The organism is Fructilactobacillus vespulae, from assembly GCF_047324295.1.
Taxonomy (GTDB): domain Bacteria; phylum Bacillota; class Bacilli; order Lactobacillales; family Lactobacillaceae; genus Fructilactobacillus; species Fructilactobacillus vespulae.
The window spans coordinates 611,241-636,391 of the sequence record NZ_CP137138.1 but is presented as its reverse complement, the minus strand read 5'-3'; the positions used below and the strand labels follow the sequence as shown (position 1 = coordinate 636,391).

At 31.4% G+C, this 25,151-nt stretch carries 23 protein-coding genes; 8 read left to right on the top strand and 15 right to left on the bottom strand.

Features of this window, described 5'->3' with window-relative positions; genetic code table 11:
- Positions 1 to 13 precede the first annotated feature (13 nt).
- The 3 genes from R4B61_RS02905 to R4B61_RS02895 are packed head-to-tail and all read right to left on the bottom strand — an operon-like array spanning position 14 to position 2,870.
- Positions 14 to 1,234, bottom strand: coding sequence for an EpsG family protein (locus R4B61_RS02905; protein WP_413628142.1), 1,221 nt, complete (start codon positions 1,232 to 1,234; stop codon positions 14 to 16).
- A 7-nt stretch (positions 1,235 to 1,241) separates the two neighbouring features.
- Positions 1,242 to 1,862, bottom strand: coding sequence for a hypothetical protein (locus tag R4B61_RS02900; RefSeq protein WP_413628141.1), 621 nt, complete (start codon positions 1,860 to 1,862; stop codon positions 1,242 to 1,244).
- A 15-nt stretch (positions 1,863 to 1,877) separates the two neighbouring features.
- Positions 1,878 to 2,870 carry an LCP family protein gene (locus R4B61_RS02895; RefSeq protein WP_413628140.1) on the bottom strand — a complete coding sequence of 331 codons (993 nt, stop codon included), beginning with the start codon at positions 2,868 to 2,870 and terminating at the stop codon, positions 1,878 to 1,880.
- A gap of 240 nt (positions 2,871 to 3,110) precedes the next feature.
- On the opposite strand from R4B61_RS02895, the gene R4B61_RS02890 reads away from it, so the two are divergent.
- Positions 3,111 to 5,225, top strand: a complete 2,115-nt coding sequence (locus R4B61_RS02890; RefSeq protein WP_413628139.1) for an ATP-dependent Clp protease ATP-binding subunit — start codon at positions 3,111 to 3,113, stop codon at positions 5,223 to 5,225.
- 45 nt (positions 5,226 to 5,270) lie between these two features.
- On the opposite strand, the gene R4B61_RS02885 is transcribed toward R4B61_RS02890, so the two are convergent.
- The gene (locus tag R4B61_RS02885) at positions 5,271 to 6,947 is read right to left on the bottom strand and encodes a 6-pyruvoyl-tetrahydropterin synthase-related protein (RefSeq protein WP_413628138.1); all 1,677 of its coding nucleotides are present in this window, start codon (positions 6,945 to 6,947) and stop codon (positions 5,271 to 5,273) included.
- Between the two features lie 176 nt (positions 6,948 to 7,123).
- Entirely contained in the window at positions 7,124 to 7,909 is a 786-nt protein-coding gene (locus tag R4B61_RS02880) for a glucose 1-dehydrogenase (protein ID WP_413628282.1), read from the bottom strand.
- 189 nt (positions 7,910 to 8,098) lie between these two features.
- Here R4B61_RS02880 and R4B61_RS02875 point away from each other — a divergent pair, with 189 nt between their 5' ends.
- Complete coding sequence (locus tag R4B61_RS02875; RefSeq protein ID WP_413628137.1) at positions 8,099 to 8,485, top strand: iron-sulfur cluster biosynthesis family protein; 387 nt, start codon at positions 8,099 to 8,101, stop codon at positions 8,483 to 8,485.
- Between the two features lie 48 nt (positions 8,486 to 8,533).
- On the opposite strand, the gene R4B61_RS02870 is transcribed toward R4B61_RS02875, so the two are convergent.
- From R4B61_RS02870 to hisS, 8 genes are all read right to left on the bottom strand, one after another.
- Entirely contained in the window at positions 8,534 to 10,144 is a 1,611-nt protein-coding gene (locus R4B61_RS02870) for a hypothetical protein (protein WP_413628136.1), read from the bottom strand.
- 100 nt (positions 10,145 to 10,244) lie between these two features.
- Complete coding sequence (locus tag R4B61_RS02865; RefSeq protein WP_413628135.1) at positions 10,245 to 11,138, bottom strand: glycosyltransferase family 2 protein; 894 nt, start codon at positions 11,136 to 11,138, stop codon at positions 10,245 to 10,247.
- 11 nt (positions 11,139 to 11,149) lie between these two features.
- Positions 11,150 to 12,229 (bottom strand): glycosyltransferase, encoded by a 1,080-nt coding sequence (locus R4B61_RS02860; RefSeq protein ID WP_413628134.1) that lies wholly within the window; start codon positions 12,227 to 12,229, stop codon positions 11,150 to 11,152.
- A gap of 2 nt (positions 12,230 to 12,231) precedes the next feature.
- On the bottom strand, positions 12,232 to 13,146 hold the full coding sequence (locus tag R4B61_RS02855; RefSeq protein ID WP_413628133.1) for a GT-D fold domain-containing glycosyltransferase: 915 nt from the start codon (positions 13,144 to 13,146) through the stop codon (positions 12,232 to 12,234).
- Positions 13,147 to 13,159: 13 nt separating this feature from the next.
- Positions 13,160 to 13,945 carry a DUF4422 domain-containing protein gene (locus R4B61_RS02850; protein WP_413628132.1) on the bottom strand — a complete coding sequence of 262 codons (786 nt, stop codon included), beginning with the start codon at positions 13,943 to 13,945 and terminating at the stop codon, positions 13,160 to 13,162.
- A gap of 93 nt (positions 13,946 to 14,038) precedes the next feature.
- Positions 14,039 to 14,902 (bottom strand): alpha/beta hydrolase, encoded by an 864-nt coding sequence (locus tag R4B61_RS02845; RefSeq protein WP_413628131.1) that lies wholly within the window; start codon positions 14,900 to 14,902, stop codon positions 14,039 to 14,041.
- A 120-nt stretch (positions 14,903 to 15,022) separates the two neighbouring features.
- Positions 15,023 to 15,454 (bottom strand): hypothetical protein, encoded by a 432-nt coding sequence (locus tag R4B61_RS02840; RefSeq protein ID WP_413628130.1) that lies wholly within the window; start codon positions 15,452 to 15,454, stop codon positions 15,023 to 15,025.
- 109 nt (positions 15,455 to 15,563) lie between these two features.
- Positions 15,564 to 16,751: a histidine--tRNA ligase gene (gene hisS / locus R4B61_RS02835; RefSeq protein ID WP_413628129.1), complete on the bottom strand. Its 1,188-nt coding sequence runs from the start codon at positions 16,749 to 16,751 to the stop codon at positions 15,564 to 15,566.
- A gap of 227 nt (positions 16,752 to 16,978) precedes the next feature.
- Here hisS and guaB point away from each other — a divergent pair, with 227 nt between their 5' ends.
- The 4 genes from guaB to R4B61_RS02815 all read left to right on the top strand — a co-directional run bounded on the left by guaB (position 16,979) and on the right by R4B61_RS02815 (position 22,106).
- Positions 16,979 to 18,115, top strand: coding sequence for an IMP dehydrogenase (guaB, locus tag R4B61_RS02830; RefSeq protein WP_413628128.1), 1,137 nt, complete (start codon positions 16,979 to 16,981; stop codon positions 18,113 to 18,115).
- A gap of 14 nt (positions 18,116 to 18,129) precedes the next feature.
- Positions 18,130 to 19,683, top strand: coding sequence for a glutamine-hydrolyzing GMP synthase (gene guaA / locus R4B61_RS02825; RefSeq protein ID WP_413628127.1), 1,554 nt, complete (start codon positions 18,130 to 18,132; stop codon positions 19,681 to 19,683).
- Positions 19,684 to 20,066: 383 nt separating this feature from the next.
- Entirely contained in the window at positions 20,067 to 21,362 is a 1,296-nt protein-coding gene (locus R4B61_RS02820; RefSeq protein ID WP_413628126.1) for an APC family permease, read from the top strand.
- 24 nt (positions 21,363 to 21,386) lie between these two features.
- Complete coding sequence (locus tag R4B61_RS02815; RefSeq protein ID WP_413628125.1) at positions 21,387 to 22,106, top strand: gamma-glutamyl-gamma-aminobutyrate hydrolase family protein; 720 nt, start codon at positions 21,387 to 21,389, stop codon at positions 22,104 to 22,106.
- 82 nt (positions 22,107 to 22,188) lie between these two features.
- On the opposite strand, the gene R4B61_RS02810 is transcribed toward R4B61_RS02815, so the two are convergent.
- Positions 22,189 to 23,043 carry an IS3 family transposase gene (locus R4B61_RS02810; RefSeq protein WP_413628124.1) on the bottom strand — a complete coding sequence of 285 codons (855 nt, stop codon included), beginning with the start codon at positions 23,041 to 23,043 and terminating at the stop codon, positions 22,189 to 22,191.
- The gene (locus tag R4B61_RS02805) at positions 23,043 to 23,546 is read right to left on the bottom strand and encodes a helix-turn-helix domain-containing protein (protein ID WP_413628123.1); all 504 of its coding nucleotides are present in this window, start codon (positions 23,544 to 23,546) and stop codon (positions 23,043 to 23,045) included. The genes R4B61_RS02810 and R4B61_RS02805 overlap by 1 nt, the downstream gene beginning before the upstream one ends.
- Before the next feature lie 363 nt (positions 23,547 to 23,909).
- On the opposite strand from R4B61_RS02805, the gene R4B61_RS02800 reads away from it, so the two are divergent.
- Positions 23,910 to 24,506 carry a DUF6287 domain-containing protein gene (locus R4B61_RS02800; RefSeq protein ID WP_413628122.1) on the top strand — a complete coding sequence of 199 codons (597 nt, stop codon included), beginning with the start codon at positions 23,910 to 23,912 and terminating at the stop codon, positions 24,504 to 24,506.
- Positions 24,507 to 24,532: 26 nt separating this feature from the next.
- On the top strand, positions 24,533 to 25,144 hold the full coding sequence (locus tag R4B61_RS02795) for a zinc-ribbon domain-containing protein (RefSeq protein ID WP_413628121.1): 612 nt from the start codon (positions 24,533 to 24,535) through the stop codon (positions 25,142 to 25,144).
- The last annotated feature ends 7 nt before the right edge of the window (positions 25,145 to 25,151 follow it).

Sequence of the window (25,151 nt, the reverse complement as noted above, 5' to 3'; positions counted from 1 at the left end):
TACATTGTCCCCCTTATAAAATAAGCATAACAAACCTATTAGTTTGTAAATACCAATGAATCATCATTATTAATGCTGTCAAAATATTTATTATTTTAAAATATAATATTAATTTATTCATTGTGATTTTATGACCTAATATTTTAACTTGAGAATTAGAATCAAGAGAAAACATATAACCAATTAAAGGTAGCATCATAAAAAGTAACAACATTATCGATCTTAAAAATAATTGAACACTTAACGTTGAACCAATAATAAATAAAATAATAACAAATATATATTCATTATATTTAACAATGCTTAAATACAAGTATTGTTCAAAGTATTTTTTGAATAGATAAAAATTAATAGATAATATAAAGAATAAAAATATAGTAAATATAATTTCTTTTAAACCAGCATGAGCTTTAAAATTTGTTTGTCCAGCAATATAATGTTGCATCTTATCAATTATTAAACCAACAAACGGTAAATTACTAATGTTTGAAAGCAGATTTACAAAAATTAAAACTAATAAATTATATGTTAATACTATTTCAAAGAAAATATACTTAATTAAATTGCCTAATTTAAATTCATTAATAAATAACAATGAAAACCTTAATAATATAAAAATAATAGAAAAAGGATGCATAAGTATAGCAATTAAATATCCTAAATAAACATATATCTTTCTTTTATTGAGATCACTATTAAATATATCAATAAATAAACAAAGCGTTAAGATTATAAAAGAAAGAAAATTCCGTACTCCTTCAACTTCAAAAAACATATTGAAAGAACCAAAAAAGAAAAATAACGTTAAAACAACACTATTATTTGTTAAAGAAAAATATTTTTTAGATAAAAGTAATAAAACTATCACTATTGAAATAAATAAGAAAGTTGTTCCAAAAAAGAAAAAACCATTATTTTCAAAAAAAGTATATATCCATATATAGAATGCAACTAGAGGCTGTCCTTTATACTCAGAAAAATGGAGCAACCAATTTAAACCATCAAAGTAAGAATTTTTAACATTTATTGATCGAGCAGTATCTAAAAGAAAATTAAACCTAATTGTATCAAAAAAATGATACTTAGCTGGATGAACAAAAAATGATAAAAAGGATATTAGAAAATCAAATGAAAATAAAAAAATTTTAAAAAAGTCATTCTTTATTTTTAATCCGATAATTAGAAATAAAAAAATTAATCCAATGTACGCAATCCCATAAGTAATTTCAATCATCTCCTTTTTATTTAACAATTTTAACTTCTGAATTTACCATATTAGAATTAATTTGTTTTAATTTGTCATTATAGCTTTTAACTTTAAAATGTTTTCTATTAGTATATTTATATTTATAAGGTTTAAAAACAATATTTATTTCACTACCTATTAATTTTTTAGATTCAGGTTTGATATAAAGCATTTCGAACATTTGGAAATCCTTTTTTGATAGATCAATCTCATGTGGAAATGTTGCTACCGGTTGATTATACATCCTACCATTATAATAAAATTCAACATTAACGTTATCCCCATTATCATCGCCAGAGACGATTTTACCTTTCGCTACAATATTTTCATTATTTGATTTAATGATTTCGTTAGGACTATCAACACTATAATTTCTACCAGTGATAGTAATAAACATAACAAAATAAATTAAAACGACAGAGAAAAAGCATATAACATTAAATGTTTTATTCTTTTTCATTCGTTTGAAAAAGAATTGTTCCGAATTAAAATAACTATAAATAAAAAACAAAGTGGATAATAAAAACATTGTGATAAAAAATATAATCATAAAATTATAACTATTTAGATATTCATTAATTTCAAATAAAAAATATTTAGTTTGACTATATTCCAAGGTATTTCTCCTAATTTAATTTTCTACCGCAATATCTCCAGTACCTGCTTCATCAAGTCCTAAACTGTTTCTAATTTGGTTAGTAGTATTCTGAAGCTCACTATTAGGAGTAACTTCCATACTTTGACCATTAATATTGCTTTCTGATTGACCTTGGAGATAAGTATTTTCCATATTATCTCTTGCACCTAGGTATCCAGTGGCAATCTTGGTTAAATCACCAAAACTAATATCAGTTTGAGTTGATTTAGATAACGAATTGATAAAGTTAGGATTTAAAATTGCATTTACAGATCCACTACTTTTGGCAACTGTTTCAAGTACTTGACGTTGCCGTTTTTCCCGACCAAAATCATTTTCCGGATCATCATATCTCATCCGAGTATATGCTAAAGCTTTTGCCCCATTCATCTTAGTTGGTTCACCTTTAGTAAAGTGATAGCCCTCATAATCAAAGCTTAGTAGTGGATTTACTGTAACTCCACCAACTTGATTAATAATTTGTTCTAGTCCTTTCATATTAATAACAGCGTAGAAGTCAATTGGAATGTTCAACATCTTTTGTACTGTATCAATAGATGTCTTAGCACTACCATAAGCGTATGCAGCGTTAATCTTTGCCACTCCATAATTTTCATAGCCTGGTATCTTGACTGCAGTATCACGAGGAATACTAGTAATTAACGTCTTATTAGTTTGTGGATTAATAGTAACTACCATCATTGAGTCCGTTCTACCTTTGTAATCTCGACCTAGTTCCCCCGTATCAGTACCCATCAAAAGAATTGAAATTGGTTTCTTTTGACTCAATAATTCAGAAGTATCTCTTTGTTTTTCAATTCCTGAGCTTTTATATGAATCATCCACGGCATTTTTAATTGAAATATAACGATATGTACCAAATGCAACTAAGGCAATCAATACTATCAAAATAATGCTTAAAATCGTTTTTCTCTTTTTGTGATTTTTTTTGATTTTTGGTCCACGATCCATGCGACTTTCTGTCATAACATTTCTCCTCTAATTCTTGTAACCATAATATCTATAGTTTACCAAACAGTTTAAGTTTTTCAAAATTTTTTCGGTAATACCATCCTTTTTAATAATTAATTAAGGAATGCTTAATTTTTGACCTTTGCTGACCTTTTTGCTTTATTTATCAATTTGCTGGGGATATAATAACAATAGAAAGTTTGAGAAGAACTTTCATTAAATAAAAATAATTAAATACGAAAGAAGGATTATTCTATGGCAAATAATAATTTTGGAAACGATCCATTTGGAAACGGAATGGATGATATCTTTAACAGCTTCTTCGGCAATATGAATAATGCCGATCGTAATACTCGTTACATTGTTAATGGTCATGAACTAACTGCTGACCAAGTAGCTGAAATGAGAAGAACTGGAAAAATACCTGGTCAACAAGGTGTACATAATCAAAACCAACAAAATGCTCCTCAACCAAAACAAGAAAGTTACTTAGACAAAATTGGTCGTAATTTAACCGAAGAAGCCAAACAAGGATTATTAGATCCTGTAATTGGCAGAGATAAGGAAATTCAAGAAGCAGCTGAGATTCTTAGTCGTCGGATTAAGAACAACCCAATTTTAGTTGGTGATGCTGGAGTGGGTAAAACTGCTATTGTGGAAGGATTAGCCCAAAAAATTGTGAAGGGTGATGTTCCTGCAACAATTAAAGACAAACAAATCATCTCAATTGATTTGTCTTCATTAGAAGCCGGAACTCAATATCGTGGTGCTTACGAAGAAAATATTCAAAAATTAATTAAGGAAGTAGAAGAACGTAAAAACGTAATTCTATTCTTTGACGAAATTCACCAAATCGTAGGAGCTGGTTCTACTGGTGATGATAACGGTGGAAAAGGTTTATCAGATATCTTGAAACCTGCGCTATCTCGTGGTGAGATTTCAGTAATTGGTGCTACTACTCAAGATGAATATAGAAACACCATTATGAAAGATGCTGCTCTTGCTCGTCGTTTCAATGATGTTTTAGTAAATGCCCCTAGTAAAGAAACTACCCTTGCTATCTTGAAAGGAATTCGCAAATCCTACGAAGATCATCACCAAGTAAAGCTTCCCGATGATACCTTAAAGGCAGCAATTGATTACTCAGAACAGTACATTCCACAAAGATCATTGCCTGATAAAGCAATTGATTTAATCGATATGACTGCTGCTCATTTAGCAGCAAAACACCCCGTAACTGATAAAGTAACTCTAGAAAAAGAACTTAAAGAAGCTAAGGAACAAAAAGATCAACATGCACTAGATGAAAACTTTGAAGCAGCCCTAAACGACAAGAATCGTATTGAGGAAATCGAAAAGAAACTCAACAGTGCTAGTGATACAACCGAGATGCCAGTAGCAATTCCATCAGACATTGCGGTATCAGTGGAAAGTCTTACCGGAATTCCAGTTTCACAAATGAGTACCGATGATATGGAAAGATTAAAGAGTATGGATGCTCGACTAAAATCACACATTATTGGTCAAGATGAAGCGGTTGATGCAGTGGTTGATGCTATTCGTCGTAACCGGGCTGGTTTTGATGATGGTAACCGTCCTATTGGTTCCTTTCTCTTCGTCGGACCTACTGGAACTGGTAAAACTGAGTTAGTAAAACAACTTGCTAAAGATATGTTTAATAATGAAGATTCTATCATCAGATTAGATATGTCTGAATACCAAGATGAAACGGCAGTATCAAAAATGATTGGTGCAACTGCCGGATACGTTGGTTACAACGATAATGGTAATACCCTTACTGAAAGAGTTAGAAGAAATCCTTACTCAATCATCTTACTTGATGAAATTGAAAAGGCTAACCCACAAGTTATCACCCTTCTTCTTCAAGTAATGGATGATGGTCGCTTAACTGACGGTCAAGGAAACGTAGTTAACTTTAAAAACTCCGTTGTGATTGCTACTTCTAATGCCGGATTCAGTAATGATGCCATCACTAAAAATCAAGCTGAAGATATGAAGATTATGGATAAATTAGCACCATACTTCAGACCTGAATTCTTAAACCGTTTTAATGCAATTGTTGAATTCAGTCACTTAACTAAGGAAGATTTGAGCCAAATCGTTGATCTTATGATTGTTGGTTTAAACAAAACCCTTGCTAAAAAAGACATGAAGATTGAAATCAGTGACGATGTAAAAGAATGGTTAATGGAACAAGGTTACGATGAAGCAATGGGTGCTCGTCCACTTCGTCGAGTAATTGAACAACAACTTAGAGATAAGATAGCAATGTTCTACCTTGATCACCAAGACGTTAAAGAATTAAAAGCAACACTTGATGATGATAAAATTAAGATTGAAGCTAAGTAATTCAAAATAAAAAGGATTAGTAGATTTAAAAATCTACTGATCCTTTTATTTTTTTAATTTTCTAAAATATAAATTAAACAATATAAATAATAAGGTTGTTAGTGACAGTATTGCAGAAAATTTAGCCAAATTAGTATATTCATTAGTTATTTCTAACTTTTTACTATGTTTAGGTATTTCCAGTTGGACAGTTCCACGATCACTTTGTTTAACATTAGTAATTTTACCATCTATTTTTGCAAAAGTACCTTCATAATAGTAAATAGGTGTATCTAACACATAATTATGATTGATATCTTCTAAGTTAATCATTACATTAGTATCACCATAATAAGCTTTTATAGGAGAATCACTTCCATTAATTAAATATTTTTTATCAATAATATTTTTCTTTATATCATGTTCTCTTACAATACCACCTTGCGTAGTAATCATTCCTGCTGATGATTTTAAAGGAACATAGTCTTTTGTTGCATAATTTCTACTAATATTTCTAAAGTCATTACTATTAGAATAATATTTTGTTTCTATCTTCAATTTAGAATTAACTAAAATAGTTGAGGTTGTAAATCCTAAGGAAACAACTATTGCACTAATCAAAAAAGTTTTTTTCAAATTTAGCTTAATTAATCTTTGAATTATCATGACAAAGAACAGAGCTAAAAACAAACTTGTAAATTCTATAAATCTAAACGGAAATTGAATTACGCTTATTGGAGTATGTTGAAATATTTTCCACGGTACTTTATTAGTAGTAATAAATAATGTCCCAATAGACAAAAAGTATATAACTTTAAAACGATAAGTTGATTTAATCAGCATCAAGGTTCCAATTATGATAGTAAAAAGTCCAATTATACCAATGGATCCTGTAGCAGTAGCATTTAAATTATCACTTAGAGCTGATTTCAGCATTTCTTTCGGAGCATATGCTGTAGACTGTAATAGGAATGTGATTGGTTTTGTAGTACGAACCATAATTAATTGCTGTAAAAGTGTCACCCAAAAAAAGGCGGTTATAAATAAAAATGAAATCGTAGCTTTAAAAAAATTAATAACTACAAATTTATTAAAACTATTTTTAAAAAAGAAAAGACTCAGTATAATTAATAAGAACCCAGCTAATAATGTCGATAATACATGGGAATAGGCTAGCAGAGACATAGAAACTGCTAATCCAATCCAGGAGTTTTCTTTTTTAAATACAATTTTATGCCAATATAAAAAAACTAATGGTAAAAATATCATAGCTGTAAAATGACCAAAATCATTTAGAAAATATCCATACTGATATCTAACATTAGAAAAAACATATACAACACTAAATAGAGATGCAGCTTTAGATGATTTAAAAAAATATTTACCGCAATAAAAATAAACTAAAAACGTTGAAAAAGTTATTAAGACAAAAAGTGATATATATCCAATTACGTAACTATTAAATAATTTAGCAACTAAATTAGCTGGATACAAAAAAATCCATGGATAGAATAAATTTGTACCATTACCAGTTTGAGAAAAAACAGTATAGTTGATTGGATGTGTAAATATATCATTCATGCTAATTAATCTACAAACATGAAAATCAATATCAAAAAAATTACCCCAATTTTTTAACATTAAATTTTTAGTTATGAAAGGTTTAACTTGCACTATGCTTAAAAGCAAAAAAGATAGTATAATACTGAATTTACTTTTTAAAATCTTATTCAAATAATTCAATGCATACTCCTTAAATATTAAAATATAAATTACAAAACAAAACAATATATATAATATTACTATTAATATTATATATATACAACGTAATCTTTGTTAATTTTAAACAAAAAGAGATTAATAGATTATACACAATCTATTAATCTCTTTTAAAATATTAAAAAATAAACTTCTATAATTTATCCCTTACCATCCTGAAAAGCTGGATATAGTACCATTCCACCATCAATAAATAGTGATTGCCCAGTAACATAACTTGATTCATCTGAAGCTAACCAAGCTGCTCCAGCAGATACTTCTTCTGGTTTTCCAATTCGACCCATTGGTACCATTGATGCTGTTTCTGCATATGCTGCTGGATCACTAAATTTTTCTGCATTGATTGGAGTATTAATTGCACCAGGACAAATTTGATTAATTCGAATGTTCTTTTTAGCGTATTCCATTGCGGTAGTTTCAGTGAATAATTTAATTCCACCTTTACTTGCAGCATAACTGGCAAAAGTAGGCCATGGAATTTGTTGGTGAACTGAAGAAGTATTGATTACATTACCTTGCTTATTATTTTTAATCCAATAGTTAATGGCTGCTTTAGTACCTAAGAAAGTACCATTTAAGTTAACGGAGATAACTCGGTTCCATTCATCTAATGAAACTTCATGAGTTGGTTTTTGAGTTTCCATTCCGGCATTATTGAAGAAAATATCCATTTCACCAAATTCTTTAACTGCAGCATCGATTAATTCATCTGCAATTCCATCTTGGCTAATATCACCTTGCTTGATAATTACCTTACCACCGTTTTGTTTTACGATTTCAGCAGTTGTTTTTGCTGAATCTAGGTTCTTGCGGTAGTTAATCACAATATTCATGTGTTCCTTACCAAGACGTTCGGCAATTGCTGCCCCAATTCCAGAGTTTCCTCCAGTGATTACTGCAGTTTTGCCTTCTAGATCTTTATACATTACCATTTCTTTACCTCACAATATTATTGTTAATGGGTCAATTTTAGCATAGTCAATAAATAAAGGTTACTAATGTAACTTTGATAATTTAAAATGTGTAAAAAGTTAAATATATAAACTTAATTGTTTGCAATATAAAAAATACAATGATACTATAATATAGTAATTTAAATAAAGGAGGAATTTACAATGGATTTAACAATTACTAACGAAGCTTTGACTTATATCAAGAAAAGATTACCAGAAGCAGCATACTACTTACTAACAGCAGATGATGGTTCTAACCAATATTCAGCTGGTGGTGGTGCATGTTCAGTTGGTGATACTTTCCAAGTTGTTGGTGTTAAAGAATTAGAAGCACCATATGACATTAAGATGGAAAACAGCCAAGAGGTTCCTTTCTATACGAGTAAAAATGACACTACATTCTTTGAACCAGGAATGAAGATTGACTTTAAGAGCAACTTCCTTCAATTGAAGAATGATGGTGGAATGATGGATGGTCAAGTAACCACTAAAGATGCAACTAAGAATGAAAATGCTGCAGGTATTTCTGGAGACATTAAGGGTTGCTAGTTTGAGAAAAAGCCTTGATTCAATTGATTGAATCAAGGCTTTTTTATTTTATCTACTTTTAAAATAAAATAATAGAATATAAATCCAAGTTAGAACAGAAATCAAAATACCAATAAAATAAATAATTGGAGGTTTATATCCAACTTCAATATTATATAATCCCTTATTTAAATTAACAAAAACTGTTCCCCTTGAACTATCTTCAAAATTTGCTTTTTTATGATTAATTCTCACGTAAGTGTTTTTATAAACAATTGTTGGTAAATCAACCACAGTATCACCTTTTAATTTAATTCTATAAATTATTTTATTATCTTTATATTTTGGAGTTATTTTTGTACTTTTTCCATTTAAGTAAGAAATATTATTAATTATCGATTCGGAGTTATCAAAAGATTTTTGTGGATAATAATCTCTTTCTCCATTGCTAACTTGATAATAAAACAAATCATTATAATTATTCTTATCTAATTTAGTGTACGATAGATTTGGAACTTTATTACCTTCAGGCTTTTTTAAATACTCTTCTGAACTGGTTGAGTTCAATTTAGAATAATATTCTGAAAACGAAGAGCAGTACAATAAAAATCCTGCACTCATAATAACTAATCCAAATATTAAAATCGATTTATCATTAAATTTTTTATAAAATTCTTTGTAAGTTATACTTTGTAGTTCTCCTGATATAGAAACAGATAAAAAGAACGATGCATACAAAATATATCTATAGGTAATTTGAACAGTTGCTAGTATGGTGTTATTGAATAGATGCCATGGAAAGATAGTTGTTGAAATAATCGTTAAAGCTAGTCCCATATAATAATAAATTCTATTAGGTTGCTTTACAAATAACCATCCAGTTAATAAAAATACCAATAAGATCAAACCAACACTAAATCCTAAACCATTATTAATTGACATTTGAAAAACATTAAATGGATCGGTTGTAAGGCCGATTCCTCTATACGGTTTAATAATATTTTGTCCAAGTAAATCAGTTAAAAAGGGAATCAATATTGGTAAGACTAACAATAATGTTAAAAATGCACTTTTTATCAAAAATTTTATTCTTTTAAAACTAATTGAATTTCCAAATATAAATTTTAAAAATAACAACCCAACAAAAATTTCAAAAATTATAAAAATACTTAATATATGTCCATAAGAAACTAGAGCTAATCCAATGCTCAAAACATACCATTTATCATAATCACCATATACTATATTATATAGTCCTAAAAAAACAATTGGTAAAAAAGTTGCAGTAAGTAGTTCTCCATGTGTTCCTAAGCTAACAAATAGCCTATATGGTGCTAATACATAAATATAGCTAAAAACTAAACTTCTAAAAGTATTTTCGGAAAATTTCATCATACAAAAATAACTAATTAAAAATGTTGAAAAAGTTATTAAACCTATCCAACAATAATAAGCATCAATTGGATTTAAAAAAAATTTTAAAATAGCCCATGGATATAAAAAAACAGATGGGTAGAACAGGAAGTTTCCAACTCCGGTATGTTGAAAAGTGTTTGTTGCTATAAAAGTAAATATTTTTCCTTCTTTTAGATTTTCAAATATTTGTTGTACTTTTGAAGCATGAAAAGAAAAATCGGCTTCCATAACTATTTCCCCACTTTTAGCAAGATAAAAACTCATGAATAATGCTGTTATAAAAAATAAAAATATGCTAAAAAAATTATATTTAAATTGTTTTTTTATATTAAAAATAAATTTTCCCCCCCTAATATATATATAATCACTTATTTTTTATATATCTTATTTTTGGATTAAATACAATTCCAAATAAATGTCCTTTAACTACATTTTTTATTTTTTCAATTTTAAATTCATTTTTTGAAAAAATTATTTTAAAAATTAACATAAAATAACTACATTCATTTTTCAATAATGATTTAATTCCATCCTGTTTATCCATAAACATTTTATTTCTAACGGCATAAAAATATCTTCCTAAGCGATTAGGATTATTTTCTTCAATTATGTCCACAGTTGTATTATTCTTAGTTTCATGTCTAACAATACTATTAGGAACAAAGTAACCACCAAATTTTCTAATAATTCTTCTAGAAAATTCTACGTCATCACCCCAAATAAAAAACTCCTTAATTGGTAACCCACATTCTTCTAATGCGTTATTACTAACTAGCATTGAAACAAATGAGGTTGATTTTATCTTATTTAAACCATCAAGCGATCCTGTAGTCCAATATCTATCCGGTTCCGGAACATTCATTATTGCTGGAGAATTGGTATTACCCCATAAAACATTACTTGCTAGTACTCCATTTTTACAATCAACTTGCATAAGTTCTTCTAAAGCTGTTGGCTCTGGCATTGTGTCATCGTCCATAATCCAATAAAAATCATAATCTCCCTGATTATGTGATTCCTTCAATCCATAACTAAACCCACCTGCTCCACCAATATTATTATCTAAATTTATAATTTGAAACAAATTATTATTATTAAAGTTATTTAGATATTCAGCAGTATCATCAGTGCTGCAATTATTTATTATAAATATCTTAGATATTTGATAGGTTTGTTGTTCCAATTTTTTGATTGATTTCTTTAATAACTCCAACCGATTAAATGTAACTAATATTGTTGCAACTTTATCATTATTCATTCTTAAATTCCTTAATATAACGATTTAACAAATTCTGCAAAATAATTTTTATTATAAAATTTATCTATTGAATTCTTAATTTTTTCAACATCATTAAAATCATATTTTCTATCAACAAAATCATTTAAAATGGTAGATAATTCATTTATATTTCCAGGTTCATACAAAAAACCATTATCAGAATTAACAATATCATCCGGTCCTGTTTCGCAATTAGATGATATTACAGGCACACCATTTGATATTGATTCTAATAAAGCCATTGGTAATCCCTCAAACTTAGAGGTCATTAATAAACCATCTGCATTTTTCACGTTTTCCCAAAGGTTCTTTTTAAAGCCTGCAAAATTAACTTTGTCTTGTATATTTATCTTTTTAATATAGTTTCCCAATTCTTGCTTTTGTGATTCAGTACCTTTTCCATAAATATCTAATTTCCAATTACCAGAAACTTTAGAAAATGCATCTAGCATTTCCTTCATATTTTTTTGTCCACCTAGCATTAATCTTCCGACAAAAATAAATTTAACTGGATTGGTTGTTGAAGTTCTTTCTATAGAATATTTTCCTTTTTTAACCGGATTGTATACTATTCTAATTTTTTCTTTTGGAACTCCTTTATTTTTTAGTTGTTTTCCTATTCCAGTACTAATAGACAAGAATATGTCTGCCATCTTCAAAGCTAAATCAGAAGAAGGATAGTATACAAGTGAAGAGTGTCTCCAAGATGCAACTTTAAATTTAAAATTGAATATTTTTTTCCAAAAATATAATGTACTCCATAACTTAGAACTTGTAGAAATTACAAAGTCTGGTTTATACTTTAGAACTTGATACAAAAGTACAAATGGAAAAATAGATGCATATTCAAATTTTCTAATAATTTTATTTTGACTAAGCTGAATAATGGTTTTATTTTTTATTTTTGAAATCCAATTTCCATTATCATAACCACCAATACTAACCACTCTCAAATCATAATCATTACCATCATAGCGATAATATTCTTCTAATAAATTTTTAATAACTGTTTCAATTCCACCATATCCAGGCATATATGGTAAAAAAATAATAATTTTTTTCTTTTTCAAAACTAATCTCCGTTAATTTTTTTGAAAATTTGTTTTTCATATATGTCATCATCAAATTTATTTTCACTAGTTATTTGCTGTGCCACTTCGTTAACAAATTTTCCAGGAACTGCAATTCTCTTATTAGTCTTCTTTAAAAACCATTCATATTCAATATCCAAATGACCAATATCGATTGCTTGAACTCCATTATAATTAGCAAGATCATAGCTTAATATCGTCGCCGTTGGTCCAATAGCTGCTAAAACAATCTGTGGTTTAAGAACATCAATTGCTATTTTAGACTCTTTTAAAATATAGTCATAACTTTCAAATGCATTTTTACTTGGACATTCAATTCTATGAATACTTTTTGTATTATTTAATAAATCGTTACCCATACCGAATTTAGTATCAAAACCCTCAACAATCAATACATCTTTATCTTCCCAAACGGTTTTAAATTGATTGAAAACTGAAGTATGTTCATTCTTATTTTTAAAATCTATATAAGGACGAGTAATACTAGTATTATAGTACTGTACATTTTTATCTAAATAAGATAACCATTCTTTACCATGAATACCCATTTCACGTTCCCAATATTTATTAGCACTCATTGTTTTAGTATCTTTAAAGGCTTGGGGCAAACAATTTATATGATGTTTTTTTTCATTTTGAAGAACTTCTTTTAATCTTATACTCATTTTTGTAGAATTTTTTTCAAATGAATCTTGTCTTGCCATTGACATCCACTTGAATTCACCATCACCAAAACGACTAACAGATACATTATCACTTTTAATTTTACTAATAGTATCCTCAATTGAGGCGATTTCAAAATTATGATATTGTTTTTCAAATTTAATTTTAAAAACAGGTATATAGATAGAATCACTAAAAATTTTCCATGCTATGTCTAAAACTTTTGATTTCATAATAACTCCAATACTAGAAATGTGTATTATTTTTATCGGTATTGCTTGATAATTTTCTTTTTAAAAAGCCAATTGCTTTTTTTACTAGCTGTCTTTTACCAATCTGAATCCAATTACACTCTACATATTTAACATCATTTTTATTAATCCAAACATCCATTAATAATTCAGATAAATATCCATACACACGGGCTTCTTGAACTGAATAATTTGTTATATCTATTTCAGATTCTACTTTTCCTAAGATATCAAAAAGCCACGTACAGTAATTGTCAAAATATTCAGTTTTCATAATAAACATATTAAACATATGTGCCGATCTTCGATTCATAACTGCATCAAAAGATTTTAAATATTCTGGATAGAAAGTTTCAATTACTTCTCTTGTTTTATCCAATGGTTCCTGATGATGAGCATGAATATAATGGCTTTTATTAGTTTCAATATAGTACTTTCTCTTTTTAGGTAAAATAACAGGAGCTTTTGCTAATAATTTGTCCACTTGATTATCGGTTAAAACGTAAGCAAGTGATCTTTTTTTACCCAAGCTAAAAAATCTTCTATAATGCACTAATCCAACAGCATTAATGTTTTTCATATTTTTCCAAGCCCAGTAAACAGCTGTTAGTTCATTGTAGTTTGGATTTTTAGAAGAGATATTAACACCTTCATTATCCAATTGAAAATCTTTCTGGCCTTTATAGTTTTTATCTGCTCCAACTAGAATTGGCAAATATAAATTTTTATTTGATGGCATTTCAGCATCTTTATGTGACGCTACTAAAATTTTAACATCCATTTAAATCACCTAATCTCCGATTCAATATTAATACGTTATTTATGATAGCAGTTTGTTACTTATTTAAGTAGCAAAATTAAAATTAATTAACTTTTATTCAAACCATCTCATCGCAAAATCCCCCACTCGACGTTGGTATTCTTGCGGATCTTCCAACCGAGATTGTGCATGCTTTGCATTTTTAACAATCCAAAGTTCTTTGTTATTACCTTTATTATTCTTGTAATTTTCGTAGGCAAACTTCGTTGGAACAAAGTTATCCTTGCTACCATGAATAATAAATAATGGAATTTCATTATGTTTCAAAGTATTTTTGGTATTAGCATCATCAAATCCATAGCCAGCTAACACTTGTGAATAAATATTGGCCAATGGAATAATCGGAAACGCTGGTAAGTTAAACATCGTCTTCAATTCATGGGTTAATTCAGCATTAATACTGGTATAACCACAATCAGCAATCGCAAATTTAACGTTTTGTGGTGCTTCAGGAAGTGTAAACATTACTGCAGCAGCACCCATACTAATTCCATACATACCAATTTCAGTATGTGGATTATATTGATTAATCTGCTTCATCCAGTTTACGATATCAGTCCGATCTTTCCAACCGTAACCGGTATAGTTACCACCACTGTCACCAAATGAGCGATTATCGGGAGCTAACACGTTATATCCCATGTTATGAAACATCTGTTCATAGCTACTCATCTTTCGAGCTGAACCACCATATCCGTGAATTACAATCACAGTTTTATTGGTAGGTTGTTCAGCTTCAAAATAATGAGCTTTTAGAGTGATATTATCCTTAGTCTTTTGGGTCCAAGTTTGTGATTGGGTAGTGTCGTACCATTCAGTATTAGGGTGTCCACCTAGCGTTGTGCTGAACCCGCCACGTTGAAAGGCAAAATTAAATAAATAATACATCCCAATTCCAGCTACGATAATAACTGCCACAAGTAAACTAAGGAGCACTTTTAGTAAAATTCTTTTCTTTTTCTTTTTTTGGGCCACATTTCCACACTTTCTTTTAATAAAAAATACCCATCAACAATGGGCATTTTTCAATGTTAATTACTAGTTTTGATCATCTGAATGAATATCTTCTTGCTTGATATCTTCAATTATATTATCTTTACTAACTTTTTCTTTTAATGAACTAATCGTTAAATATTGTGACCACATAATTACTGCCATCACAATGTGTAAAATCCAACCAACTACTGGAATCACGGCAATTGCAGCTGCTACAATTCCAATAATAAACTTAGTTTTAAATCCACTAATCTCAATATTATACTGATCTGCACCTTTAAGTGATTGCGTGGTAATAGCAAAGACTAAACCGGCAATATAAAGAACCATTAAAATACCAAGTGGTGAATAAACACTGGTCATAACAATGATTCCCCCTAGAACAGGAATAGCTAGAACGGTTTCAATAATTGCAGCAACTAAAGTAATGTAATAAATGATGTTCATCTTACCAAAAAGAGTCTGTGTGTTCATTTTCTTTTCTCCTATGCTTTATAGGAATATTTTACCATATTAGAAAATAAGTACATAAATATATTTGTTTTAAACTAAAAAAGAACCTACTCATAAGGTTCTTCACTGACTATTCAATCACCAAAATATCATCCGCATTCAACTTAAATGCTTCCTTCTTTTGGCTCTTCATACTACGTTCTTGGTAGTTAACTTCAACAACCTTACCGGCAGTTCGTAATTCAGCTGCTTTACCCAGGGCTTTGTTAAAGATTGCATTGATTTCTTCGGGTTCTTTACCTTTAGTATCAGTACAAATGAAACAGTCGACAGTTTTACCTTCATCAGTCGCACTAACCACCGTGGCTAATCGTTCTTCTCCAAAGGCAAAACCAACTCCACCCATTTCTGGGCCACCAAATTCTTGCACCATGTTGTTGTAACGACCACCGGCACAGATTGTGGTGTATTCATCACCAAAAGCTTCTGCTTTAGCTTGAATTTCAAATACAGTATCAGTGTAATAGTCCAAACCACGAACAAGACGGTCTTCGACGACGTAATCAACCTTCAAAATATCTAAAGCTGCTTTAAGGTTAGCAAAGTAAGTTTTCGAACGTTCGTTTAAACTATCTTCTAGTTTTGGAGCACCCGCAACAATCTTTTGATCGTTCTTATCTTTACTATCTAAAATTCTAAGTGGGTTTTGGTCTAAACGACGTTGTGAATCACCACTAAGTTCTTCTTTATATTGTTCAAAGTATTTAACTAGCGTATCACGGTAAGCAGAACGACTTTCATCGTCACCTAAAGTATTTAACTCTACACGTAAGTCTTTGATATCAAGGTGTTCAAAAATATCAACCGCTAAGCGAATAACTTCGGCATCAATTTGGGGACTAACCATTCCGATAGTTTCACAACCAATTTGGTGGAACTCACGGTTATGGGTAGCACCCGGACGTTCGTATCTAAACATGGGTCCCATGTAGTAAGTTTTTACTGGCTTAGGATGTTCTGGTCCAAATAGTTTATTTTCCACAAAAGAACGAACTATTCCAGCGGTACCTTCTGGGCGAAGTGTAATACTTCTACCACCCTTATCTTCAAAAGTGTACATTTGTTTTGTAACAATATCTGATGAATCCCCGGAAGTTCGACTAAAAACATCCGTCTTTTCCACCATCGGGGTTCTCATTTCTGCATAGTTATACTTAGCAAACACGTCGCGTGCAGTTCCTTCAATTCTTTGCCAAACTGAAGTTTCATTGGGAAGAATATCTTCCATTCCTCTTACTCGTTTGAAATTTCCGTCCATTGTGATCCTGCTTTCTAATAAAATCGATTTACTTAAATTTTACCATTATTTAAGCTTTTTTTGGCTAAAATTCAGACAAATTGTTTCGTTTACTTTTTGATAGTTCGGGTACGTACGTTAAACAAAAATTCTTTTGATTTCGTTCGCTTTTACCTTTGCTTTTCACCCACATTTCTGTTAATCTATTATATTAATTACAACAAATAAATCTAGCAGGAGGATTTTTCATGGATAATTGGGAAAACAAGTTTGGCAAGCATCAATCACTTACTTATGATGATGTACTTTTGGTTCCAGCAGCAAGTGACGTGCTACCTAACCAAGTCAGCTTAAAAACAAAATTAGGCAATAATCTTCTTTTAAACATTCCAGTACTTAGTGCTGCAATGGACACCGTCACAGAAAGTGCCATGGCCATTGAAATGGCTGAAAAGGGTGGTTTAGGAGTTATTCACAAAAATATGTCTCCTGAAGCACAAGCCGCTGAAGTTGAAAAAGTTAAAAACACAGCCGTAAATAGTGATGAAGCAGCTGTTGATGATCAAGGTCGTCTATTAGTATCAGCTGCCGTAGGAATCAATGGTGAAACTTTTGATCGTGCCTCAGCATTATTTAATGCTGGTGCTGATGCAATTGTTTTAGATACTGCCCACGGTCACTCTAAAGGGGTGCTTGATAAGATCGTTGAAATCAGAGCACAATTCCCTACTAAAACCTTAATTGCTGGTAACATCGCTACTGCCGCTGCTACGAAAGCATTATTTGAAGCGGGTGCTGATGTCGTTAAGGTTGGTATCGGTCCTGGTTCAATTTGTACTACTCGAGTAGTTGCTGGTGTGGGTGTTCCCCAAATCTCAGCTGCATATGAATGTGCCAAAGTAGCCGAAGAATATGGTAAACAAATCATCATTGATGGTGGAATGCAATACTCTGGAGACATTGCCAAAGCATTGGTTGCCGGTGGTGACGCCGTTATGCTTGGTAGTATGCTTGCCGGAACTACTGAAGCTCCTGGTGAAGTACTAACTGATTCAAGTGGTAACCTCTACAAAGTTTACCGTGGAATGGGTTCAATCCCAGCCATGGAAAACGGTTCATCAGATCGTTACTTCCAAGGTAAAGTTAAATCAGAAAAGAAACTAGTTCCTGAAGGTATTGAAGGAAAAACTGCTTACAAAGGTGATGCAGGTGATATCCTTTACCAAATGATGGGTGGTTTAAAGGCCGGAATGGGTTACACTGGTTCACACACCATTGCCGAGATGCACAATGCACAATTCGTTCGCATCACTAACGCTGGCCTTCGTGAATCACATCCACATGATGTTGTTATTACAAAAGACGCCCCTAACTACAAAAAATAGAAGGACTGATTAATATGGTAAAAACTGAACGCAATTATGATTCTGTTGTCGTTCTTGACTTTGGTAGTCAATACAACCAACTAATTACTCGTCGAGTTCGTGAAATGGGAGTTTATTCAGAATTAAAACCCCACACTATGACGGCTGCAGAAATTAAAGCAATGAACCCTAAAGCCATCATCTTCTCTGGTGGTCCTAACAGTGTTAACAGTGATAACGCACTTAACGTTGATCAGGAAATTTTTGAACTTGGTCTTCCAATTCTAGGAATTTGTTACGGAATGCAACTAATGGCCAGAGACCTTGAAGGTGGAGAAACCGTTACTGCTGAAAATAGTGAATATGGTCAAGCACAAATTAACGTTACTGACAAAGAATCAGAATTCTTCCAAGATATGAATGCTGATCAAACTGTTTTAATGAGCCACGGTGATTTTGTTACCAAGGTTCCCACCGGTTTTGAAGTAACCGCTATTAGTGAATCATGTCCAATCTCAGCAATGGCTGATCCAGAACGTGGTTTTTATGCCGTTCAATTCCACCCAGAAGTTAACCTAACTGAAGAAGGTCGCGAAATGCTTCGCCACTTTGTCTTTGACATTGCTGGTGCTGAAGCTAACTGGTCTATGGACGACTTCATTGAAGACGAAATTGAAAAAATCAGAGAAACTGTCGGCGACAAACGCGTTCTGTTAGGTTTATCTGGTGGGGTTGATTCATCAGTAGTAGCAGTATTACTACACCGTGCCATTGGTGATCAATTAACTTCCGTTTTCGTTGACCACGGTCTTTTACGTAAAGATGAAGCTAACCAAGTGCTTAAGGCCCTTGGTGATGACTTCGGTCTAAACATTGACTTTGTCGATGCTAGTGACCTCTTCTTAGGTAAATTAGCCGGAGTTACTGATCCAGAAACTAAACGTAAAATTATTGGTAAAGAATTTATCGAAACTTTCTCAACTGAAGCTCGTAAGTTCGAAAACGTTGATTTCTTAGCTCAAGGTACCCTTTACACTGATATGATTGAATCAGGTACTGATACTGCCCAAACTATCAAATCTCACCACAATGTTGGTGGTCTTCCTGAAGACTTACAATTCAAACTAATTGAACCACTTAACAAACTCTTCAAAGATGAAGTACGTGAATTAGGTGAAAAATTAGGTATGCCAAAAGAATTAGTATGGCGTCAACCATTCCCAGGTCCTGGTCTTGCAATCCGAGTAATCGGTGAAGTAACTCCTGATCGTTTACGCATGGTGCGTGAATCAGATGCAATTCTTCGAGAAGAATTTGCCAAAGCTGGTTTAAACAAAACCGTATGGCAATACTTCACTGCCCTACCAGGTATCAAGAGTGTTGGAGTTATGGGTGACGAAAGAACCTATGACGAAGCCGTTAACATTCGTGCCGTGACCTCCGTTGATGGAATGACAGCTGAATTTGCTGAAATTCCTTGGGAAGTCTTAGGTAATATTTCTAAGAAAATCGTCGATGAAGTAGCTGGGGTTAACCGAGTACTTTACGATATTACTGGTAAGCCACCTGCAACCATTGAATACGAATAATAAAAAACACCCATTAATTTGGGTGTTTTTTTACAACAAAATTGATATCCATTAAAAATAGAATTTCAATTTTATATAACAATTTTTAAATTTAAGGTTGCTTTCCGAACTTTCGTGGCGTATATTATTAAAAAACAACTAAGGAGATGAACAAATATGGCTAAAGTAAAAGAAAACTCAGTGATTATCTTAACAATCGTCATTTTATTATTAGTCTGCTTGGTACGTTTTCTTTTTGAGGTTATTTAAATAACCAACGAAACTTAACCTCTACCATTTATTTAATCAGGTAGAGGAGACCCAACGAACCTACCTTTAAATAGATGGGTTCTTTTTTTATCATCAACTACCTAATTTTCTTAATATCAGAAAGGATCTTACATATGGATACATTGGATAAACAAAAACTTGGATTTAAAAGTATGGTTCTACTTGGAATCAATAGTATTATTGGAACTGGAATTTTTCTTTTGCCTAGCATTGGAATGAAATTATTTGGACCAGCAAGTATCTTAGCACTCCTTTTTGATGCATTCCTAGCATTCTTACTAGCACTTTGTTTTGCAGAATGTGCCGGTCAATTTAGCGAAACTGGAGGCGCCTATGTTTATGCCAAGGAAGCTTTTGGTAATTTTGTCGGTTACGAAATTGGATTTATCACCTGGGCAATTAGAATTATCGCTGAATCAACTCTCTACGTCGGTTTCGCGTTAGCACTTAGTGGGGTTTTCCCAAGTCTTGCTACTCCAACTGCCAAAAATATTATTGTCACTATTTTTGCGCTAGCCCTTATGTGCCTGAACATTCGTGGGGTTAAACTTACTGCCATCGTAAATAATATTTTTACCGTTAGTAAATTGATTCCCCTTTTCTTGGTTGTAGTCGTTGGCCTTTTCTTTATTAAAGCAGGTAATTTCCATCCTTTCTTCGTACCACAACTAACTACAACCGGTAGTTTTGCTACTACTTGTATTACCCTTTTCCTTGTATTTACTGGTTTTGAAGGAGTCGTTGTAGTTGCAGGTGAAATGAAAGACGCTAAAAAGAACCTACCTAAAACTTTGTTGATGTCATTTGGTATCGTTGCACTTCTATATATCGCAATCGTTGCTGTTTGTATCGGTGTTCTAGGAAAAGATTTGACTGGTACCAGTGTTCCCCTTCAAGCCGTGTTCACAAAAGTGGCAGGATCAGTTGGTGGTGATATAATTGCACTAGGTACAATTCTTTCCCTTCTAGGAGTGTGTGTAGCTTCTTCATTTGTTACTCCAAGATCAGGAGTGGCATTGGCAGAAAATAAAATGATGCCCGCTGTACTTGCTAAAACTAACAAGTACAACGCCCCCTATGTTTCTATCATCGTTTCAACTTTGATTACTTTAGTAATTGCTTACTCTGGTACCTTTGAAACCCTTGCACAAATTAGTGTTGTTTCTAGATTTGCACAGTACCTACCTACTTGTCTTGCTGTTTTGGTATTCAGAAGAAGAAATAAAAATCATTCCGGTTTTAGAGTTCCGTTTGGGAGTTTAATTCCAGTATCTGCAATTATCGTTTCACTAGTACTATTGTCACAAGCTAAGATGAGTAACTTGGTATGGGGATTGGGTTCTCTAGTAATCGCAGTACCTTTCTATTTTCTAACGGGAAGTTTTAAAGAAAATAAGCAACAAAAATAAAATTAGTGAGAGAAGGATTTATTTATGAAAATTGGAATCACCGCTAACGTAAATTTGGGAGAACCTAACATGTTTTGTCTCCCCCTAGCAAACGTTGTTCCTAATAGTTTCATTGAGATTGTGACTGCTCATCATCAGGTCCCTGTAATCTTACCAGTTGTTCCAGTTTCCATGGTTAAAGAGCTGGTAGAGTCAGTCGATGGTATTATCATCCCTGGGGGTGAAGATATAGATCCGCAATTTTTCAATGATCATTCCGAACTAACTGAGGGTAACTATTATATCCCCCACGATAAGTTTGAGATTGCTGTCATTAAAGAAGCCGTTCGAACTAAAACGCCAGTATTCGGTGTTTGTCGTGGTTTACAAGTTATGAACGTAACGTTTGGTGGTAACCTTTACCAAGATTTACCAACTGATGAAAAAGATAAGGTCAATCATGAGCAACGTGATACCGGAAATATTTATGCTCACGACGTTCAGATAAAATCCGATAGTCATCTAGCAAAGTCATTAGGTGAAAAAACTCCAGTTAACTCTCGTCATCATCAGGCATTAAAAGATGTTGCAAAAGATTTAGATGTCGTTGCCACGGCTGATGATGGTGTAGTGGAAGCAGTTGAATATCAAGGTGGATTACTAACCGGGGTTCAATGGCATCCAGAAGACCTTTGGAAAGAAGATAAGAAGCAAGAACAACTATTTGCTAACTTCTTTAAACAGGTTGAAGAAAGTAAAAATTAATCTTAACAAGAAAATGAAATTTCAAACCAAAAGACCGATTTTTGATGTGAACCCATAAAGTTGGACACATTATTTAGCCTTTCTAGGAGACAAGTTTTCGATATTGAATCGGAGATTTGCCTCCTAGTTTTGTTTTAATACGATAATTATTGTAATAATAAATCCAATTCCTAACGGAATTTATTAGTTCCTCTTTTGTATTAAAATCGTTTCCTATTTCAATTTTTAAAATGTGAAAAAATGATTCAATAACCGCATTATCTAAACACGTTGCTTTACGTGACATGCTTTGGGTAATGTGGTTTTTCCTTAGAAATTTATTTAAACGTTTATTTTGATAGTGAACACCCTGATCAGAATGAAAGAATCTTTTGAATTTTGTTTTAGGCAATTTTAAAACAGCTTCTTTAATTGGTGAAAAAACTGAATCAAGATCAGGATGATCACTAACACTATATGAAATAATTTCACCAGAAAACAAATCTAAAACTGGATTTAAATATATTCGTTCATTGATACTTTGATTTCCATATCTTAGTTCTGTTGTATCTGATGCTAATTTTTGAAACGGAATTGGAGTATTGAATCGACGATTCAATCTGTTTTTAAATCTTTTACCAACATTACCTTCGTAAGAATTATATCTACGTCTTTTCTTTCCGAAAACTGATGATAGAAGATTATGTTTTTTCATAATTCGAAGTACACGTTTATGGTTAACATTTTTACCAGCATTATTAAGTGCCAATGTAACTCTTCTATACCCATAATTAGGATTGTTTTCCTTAATCTCTTTTATTAGTTTAATTATATTTACATCTTTGTTTATTGAATGCGATGAAATCGCGTAATAATAGTTACTTCTAGGTAATTTAACGGCTCTTAAAATGAAACTTAAACTAACCTTGAATTTACGCCTTAAATCATCAATTACCATTACTTTTTCTTTGTTTGTTTTTGATCTAAGGCTTTCAGTTTTTTTAGATATTCATTTTGAATTCTAAGCATTAAATTTTCTTCTTCAAGTTGCTTCAATCTTTCATCTTTTGATAATTTAGTTTGTTTTGTTATCTTGTTTTTAGTCATTTTGGGATTACCTCGTTTTCTTGATAATCCGATTATACCTAATTCATCAAACTGATGTTGCCAAAAATAGATAGTACTTTCAGAATGTATTTTAAATTTATTGCACAATTCCGATAAAGTAGAATTATTTGAATTTTTATATTTCAATACTTTAATTTTAAATTCTAAAGAATACTCTATTTGATGACGATTTTTACAACTAATCATGCTTAAATTTTTGTTTTTAATTCTATTAATCCATACTAATATAACCGATTTTGAAACATGGTACTTTTGGGACAACGTAGTTGACCCAATTCCGTTAAAATATTCTTCTATAATTTTATTTTTTACTTCGTAATTTATTCTTGGCATAACAAAAACCCCACAAGTTAGATTATTGTCCAACTTGTGGGGTTCACATCATTTTATCGGTCTTTTTTCTTTTTATCAATTATTCCTAAACGAATTCATCATTATTTATTAATAAATGCATATAATTTAACTGTAAAAGTCAACAAAACTTGTATTTATTGAATAAATTATTTTACAGTTCTATAATCATTATTAGAAAGGAGTATAAACAACTTTAAAATAAATTAGAAATATTTTGAACGTTAATTTAACACAAACTACGACTACCTTTGTCAACGTTCACATAAAAAATAAATAGGGAGATTAGCAAATGGATGACGAAAAAGAAACTGATATAGAAAAATATTAATGGGAGTTTTAAAAATGATCAAAAAAAGAAAATTCCTTTTTAGCATTATCGGATTATGTTTATTTCTAACTGCCTGTGGCACTTCAGCTAATCATAGCAACAAGTCAACTACTAAAGCGACAGTACATAATACTAAGAAACAAGAAAACACTGCCTCACAAACTAAAAAAACAGATTCTAATTATTCGCAAAAAAATCATGCTCAAAATTCTAAGAGCATGAACCTTGAACAAATCAAAGGTGGTAACTTTACTAGTTTGGTGGGAAATTGGAAAAACAATGATAACAAAACGATTAAAATAACTGGAACAACTGTAAATGCACCAGCAGACACTAGTTTTTATAAAAAAGTAGGAACCCAAGTTGAAGGATTACCTGAAATCAATGGTCAACCTACTGTTATTACCTCTGGAAAAATAGCTAACGGCTATATTCAAGGTAGCATTGGTCATTTTGTTTCTAACGGGGATAGTCTTGAACCATTAACCATTATTCCTAAGGGAGTAAAGGCCTCTCCAGATGATGATTCAGATAATAATCAAGATCGTTTAATCAAAGGTGGCGGTCAATCCGGGTATGCTAATTCAGCCTATTATCGCCAAAATAATTAAAAAAATTTTAACTAGGGAGCTTTGTAATGGATAGTGAAAGAAAATATTGTACTAATTGTGGTGCAGAAATAGATATTAACGCTGATTTTTGTCCCAAATGTGGCGTTAAAAAAAATAAAATAAAAAAGTTCTGCGAAAATTGTGGTCATTCAGTCACAGAAGAACAGGATTTCTGCAAAAACTGTGGACATAAATTATCATCTTCACTTGATTTATCTAAGGGAAAAGCAGTTTTTGATAAATTCAAAGAAGAAGCTAGCACTAAAACTAATAACCTATCAGAAAGTGCCAGTCGAATTACGGGGCACAAGATTAAACCCGCTCATATCGTGGGTACAGCAGTCGTTGCCTTGGTAGTTATCGTAGGGATATTTTTCTTAATTCCTAAACCCATTTCTGGTAAATATACTAAAACAGTTTCTTTTTTAGGAATTGAAGGACAAGAAACCTATGATTTTGATGGTAGTAAAAAAGTGGATATTTTAGAAAATGGTAAAAAAACTCAGGATGGAACCTATCAAGTAAAAGATGATACGGTAACCATTAATCTAAAAAATCGAAAAAACGTTGGAACAATCTCTAAAGACAAAAAATCAATTTTGATAAATGGTCTTCAATATAAAAAAGAAAAGGATTAATAGGAGT

Excerpts from the sequence above, each read along its gene's own strand:
- R4B61_RS02905 (WP_413628142.1), bottom strand. The coding sequence starts at position 1,234 with ATGATTGAAATTACTTATGGGATTGCGTACATTGGATTAATTTTTTTA.
- R4B61_RS02895 (WP_413628140.1), bottom strand. The coding sequence starts at position 2,870 with ATGACAGAAAGTCGCATGGATCGTGGACCAAAAATCAAAAAAAATCAC.
- R4B61_RS02890 (WP_413628139.1), top strand. The coding sequence starts at position 3,111 with ATGGCAAATAATAATTTTGGAAACGATCCATTTGGAAACGGAATGGAT.
- R4B61_RS02880 (WP_413628282.1), bottom strand. The coding sequence starts at position 7,909 with ATGTATAAAGATCTAGAAGGCAAAACTGCAGTAATCACTGGAGGAAAC.
- R4B61_RS02875 (WP_413628137.1), top strand. The coding sequence starts at position 8,099 with ATGGATTTAACAATTACTAACGAAGCTTTGACTTATATCAAGAAAAGA.
- R4B61_RS02870 (WP_413628136.1), bottom strand. The coding sequence starts at position 10,144 with ATGAGTTTTTATCTTGCTAAAAGTGGGGAAATAGTTATGGAAGCCGAT.
- R4B61_RS02865 (WP_413628135.1), bottom strand. The coding sequence starts at position 11,138 with ATGAATAATGATAAAGTTGCAACAATATTAGTTACATTTAATCGGTTG.
- R4B61_RS02855 (WP_413628133.1), bottom strand. The coding sequence starts at position 13,146 with ATGAAATCAAAAGTTTTAGACATAGCATGGAAAATTTTTAGTGATTCT.
- R4B61_RS02850 (WP_413628132.1), bottom strand. The coding sequence starts at position 13,945 with ATGGATGTTAAAATTTTAGTAGCGTCACATAAAGATGCTGAAATGCCA.
- R4B61_RS02840 (WP_413628130.1), bottom strand. The coding sequence starts at position 15,454 with ATGAACACACAGACTCTTTTTGGTAAGATGAACATCATTTATTACATT.
- hisS (WP_413628129.1), bottom strand. The coding sequence starts at position 16,751 with ATGGACGGAAATTTCAAACGAGTAAGAGGAATGGAAGATATTCTTCCC.
- guaB (WP_413628128.1), top strand. The coding sequence starts at position 16,979 with ATGGATAATTGGGAAAACAAGTTTGGCAAGCATCAATCACTTACTTAT.
- guaA (WP_413628127.1), top strand. The coding sequence starts at position 18,130 with ATGGTAAAAACTGAACGCAATTATGATTCTGTTGTCGTTCTTGACTTT.
- R4B61_RS02820 (WP_413628126.1), top strand. The coding sequence starts at position 20,067 with ATGGATACATTGGATAAACAAAAACTTGGATTTAAAAGTATGGTTCTA.
- R4B61_RS02815 (WP_413628125.1), top strand. The coding sequence starts at position 21,387 with ATGAAAATTGGAATCACCGCTAACGTAAATTTGGGAGAACCTAACATG.
- R4B61_RS02810 (WP_413628124.1), bottom strand. The coding sequence starts at position 23,043 with ATGGTAATTGATGATTTAAGGCGTAAATTCAAGGTTAGTTTAAGTTTC.
- R4B61_RS02805 (WP_413628123.1), bottom strand. The coding sequence starts at position 23,546 with ATGCCAAGAATAAATTACGAAGTAAAAAATAAAATTATAGAAGAATAT.
- R4B61_RS02800 (WP_413628122.1), top strand. The coding sequence starts at position 23,910 with ATGATCAAAAAAAGAAAATTCCTTTTTAGCATTATCGGATTATGTTTA.
- R4B61_RS02795 (WP_413628121.1), top strand. The coding sequence starts at position 24,533 with ATGGATAGTGAAAGAAAATATTGTACTAATTGTGGTGCAGAAATAGAT.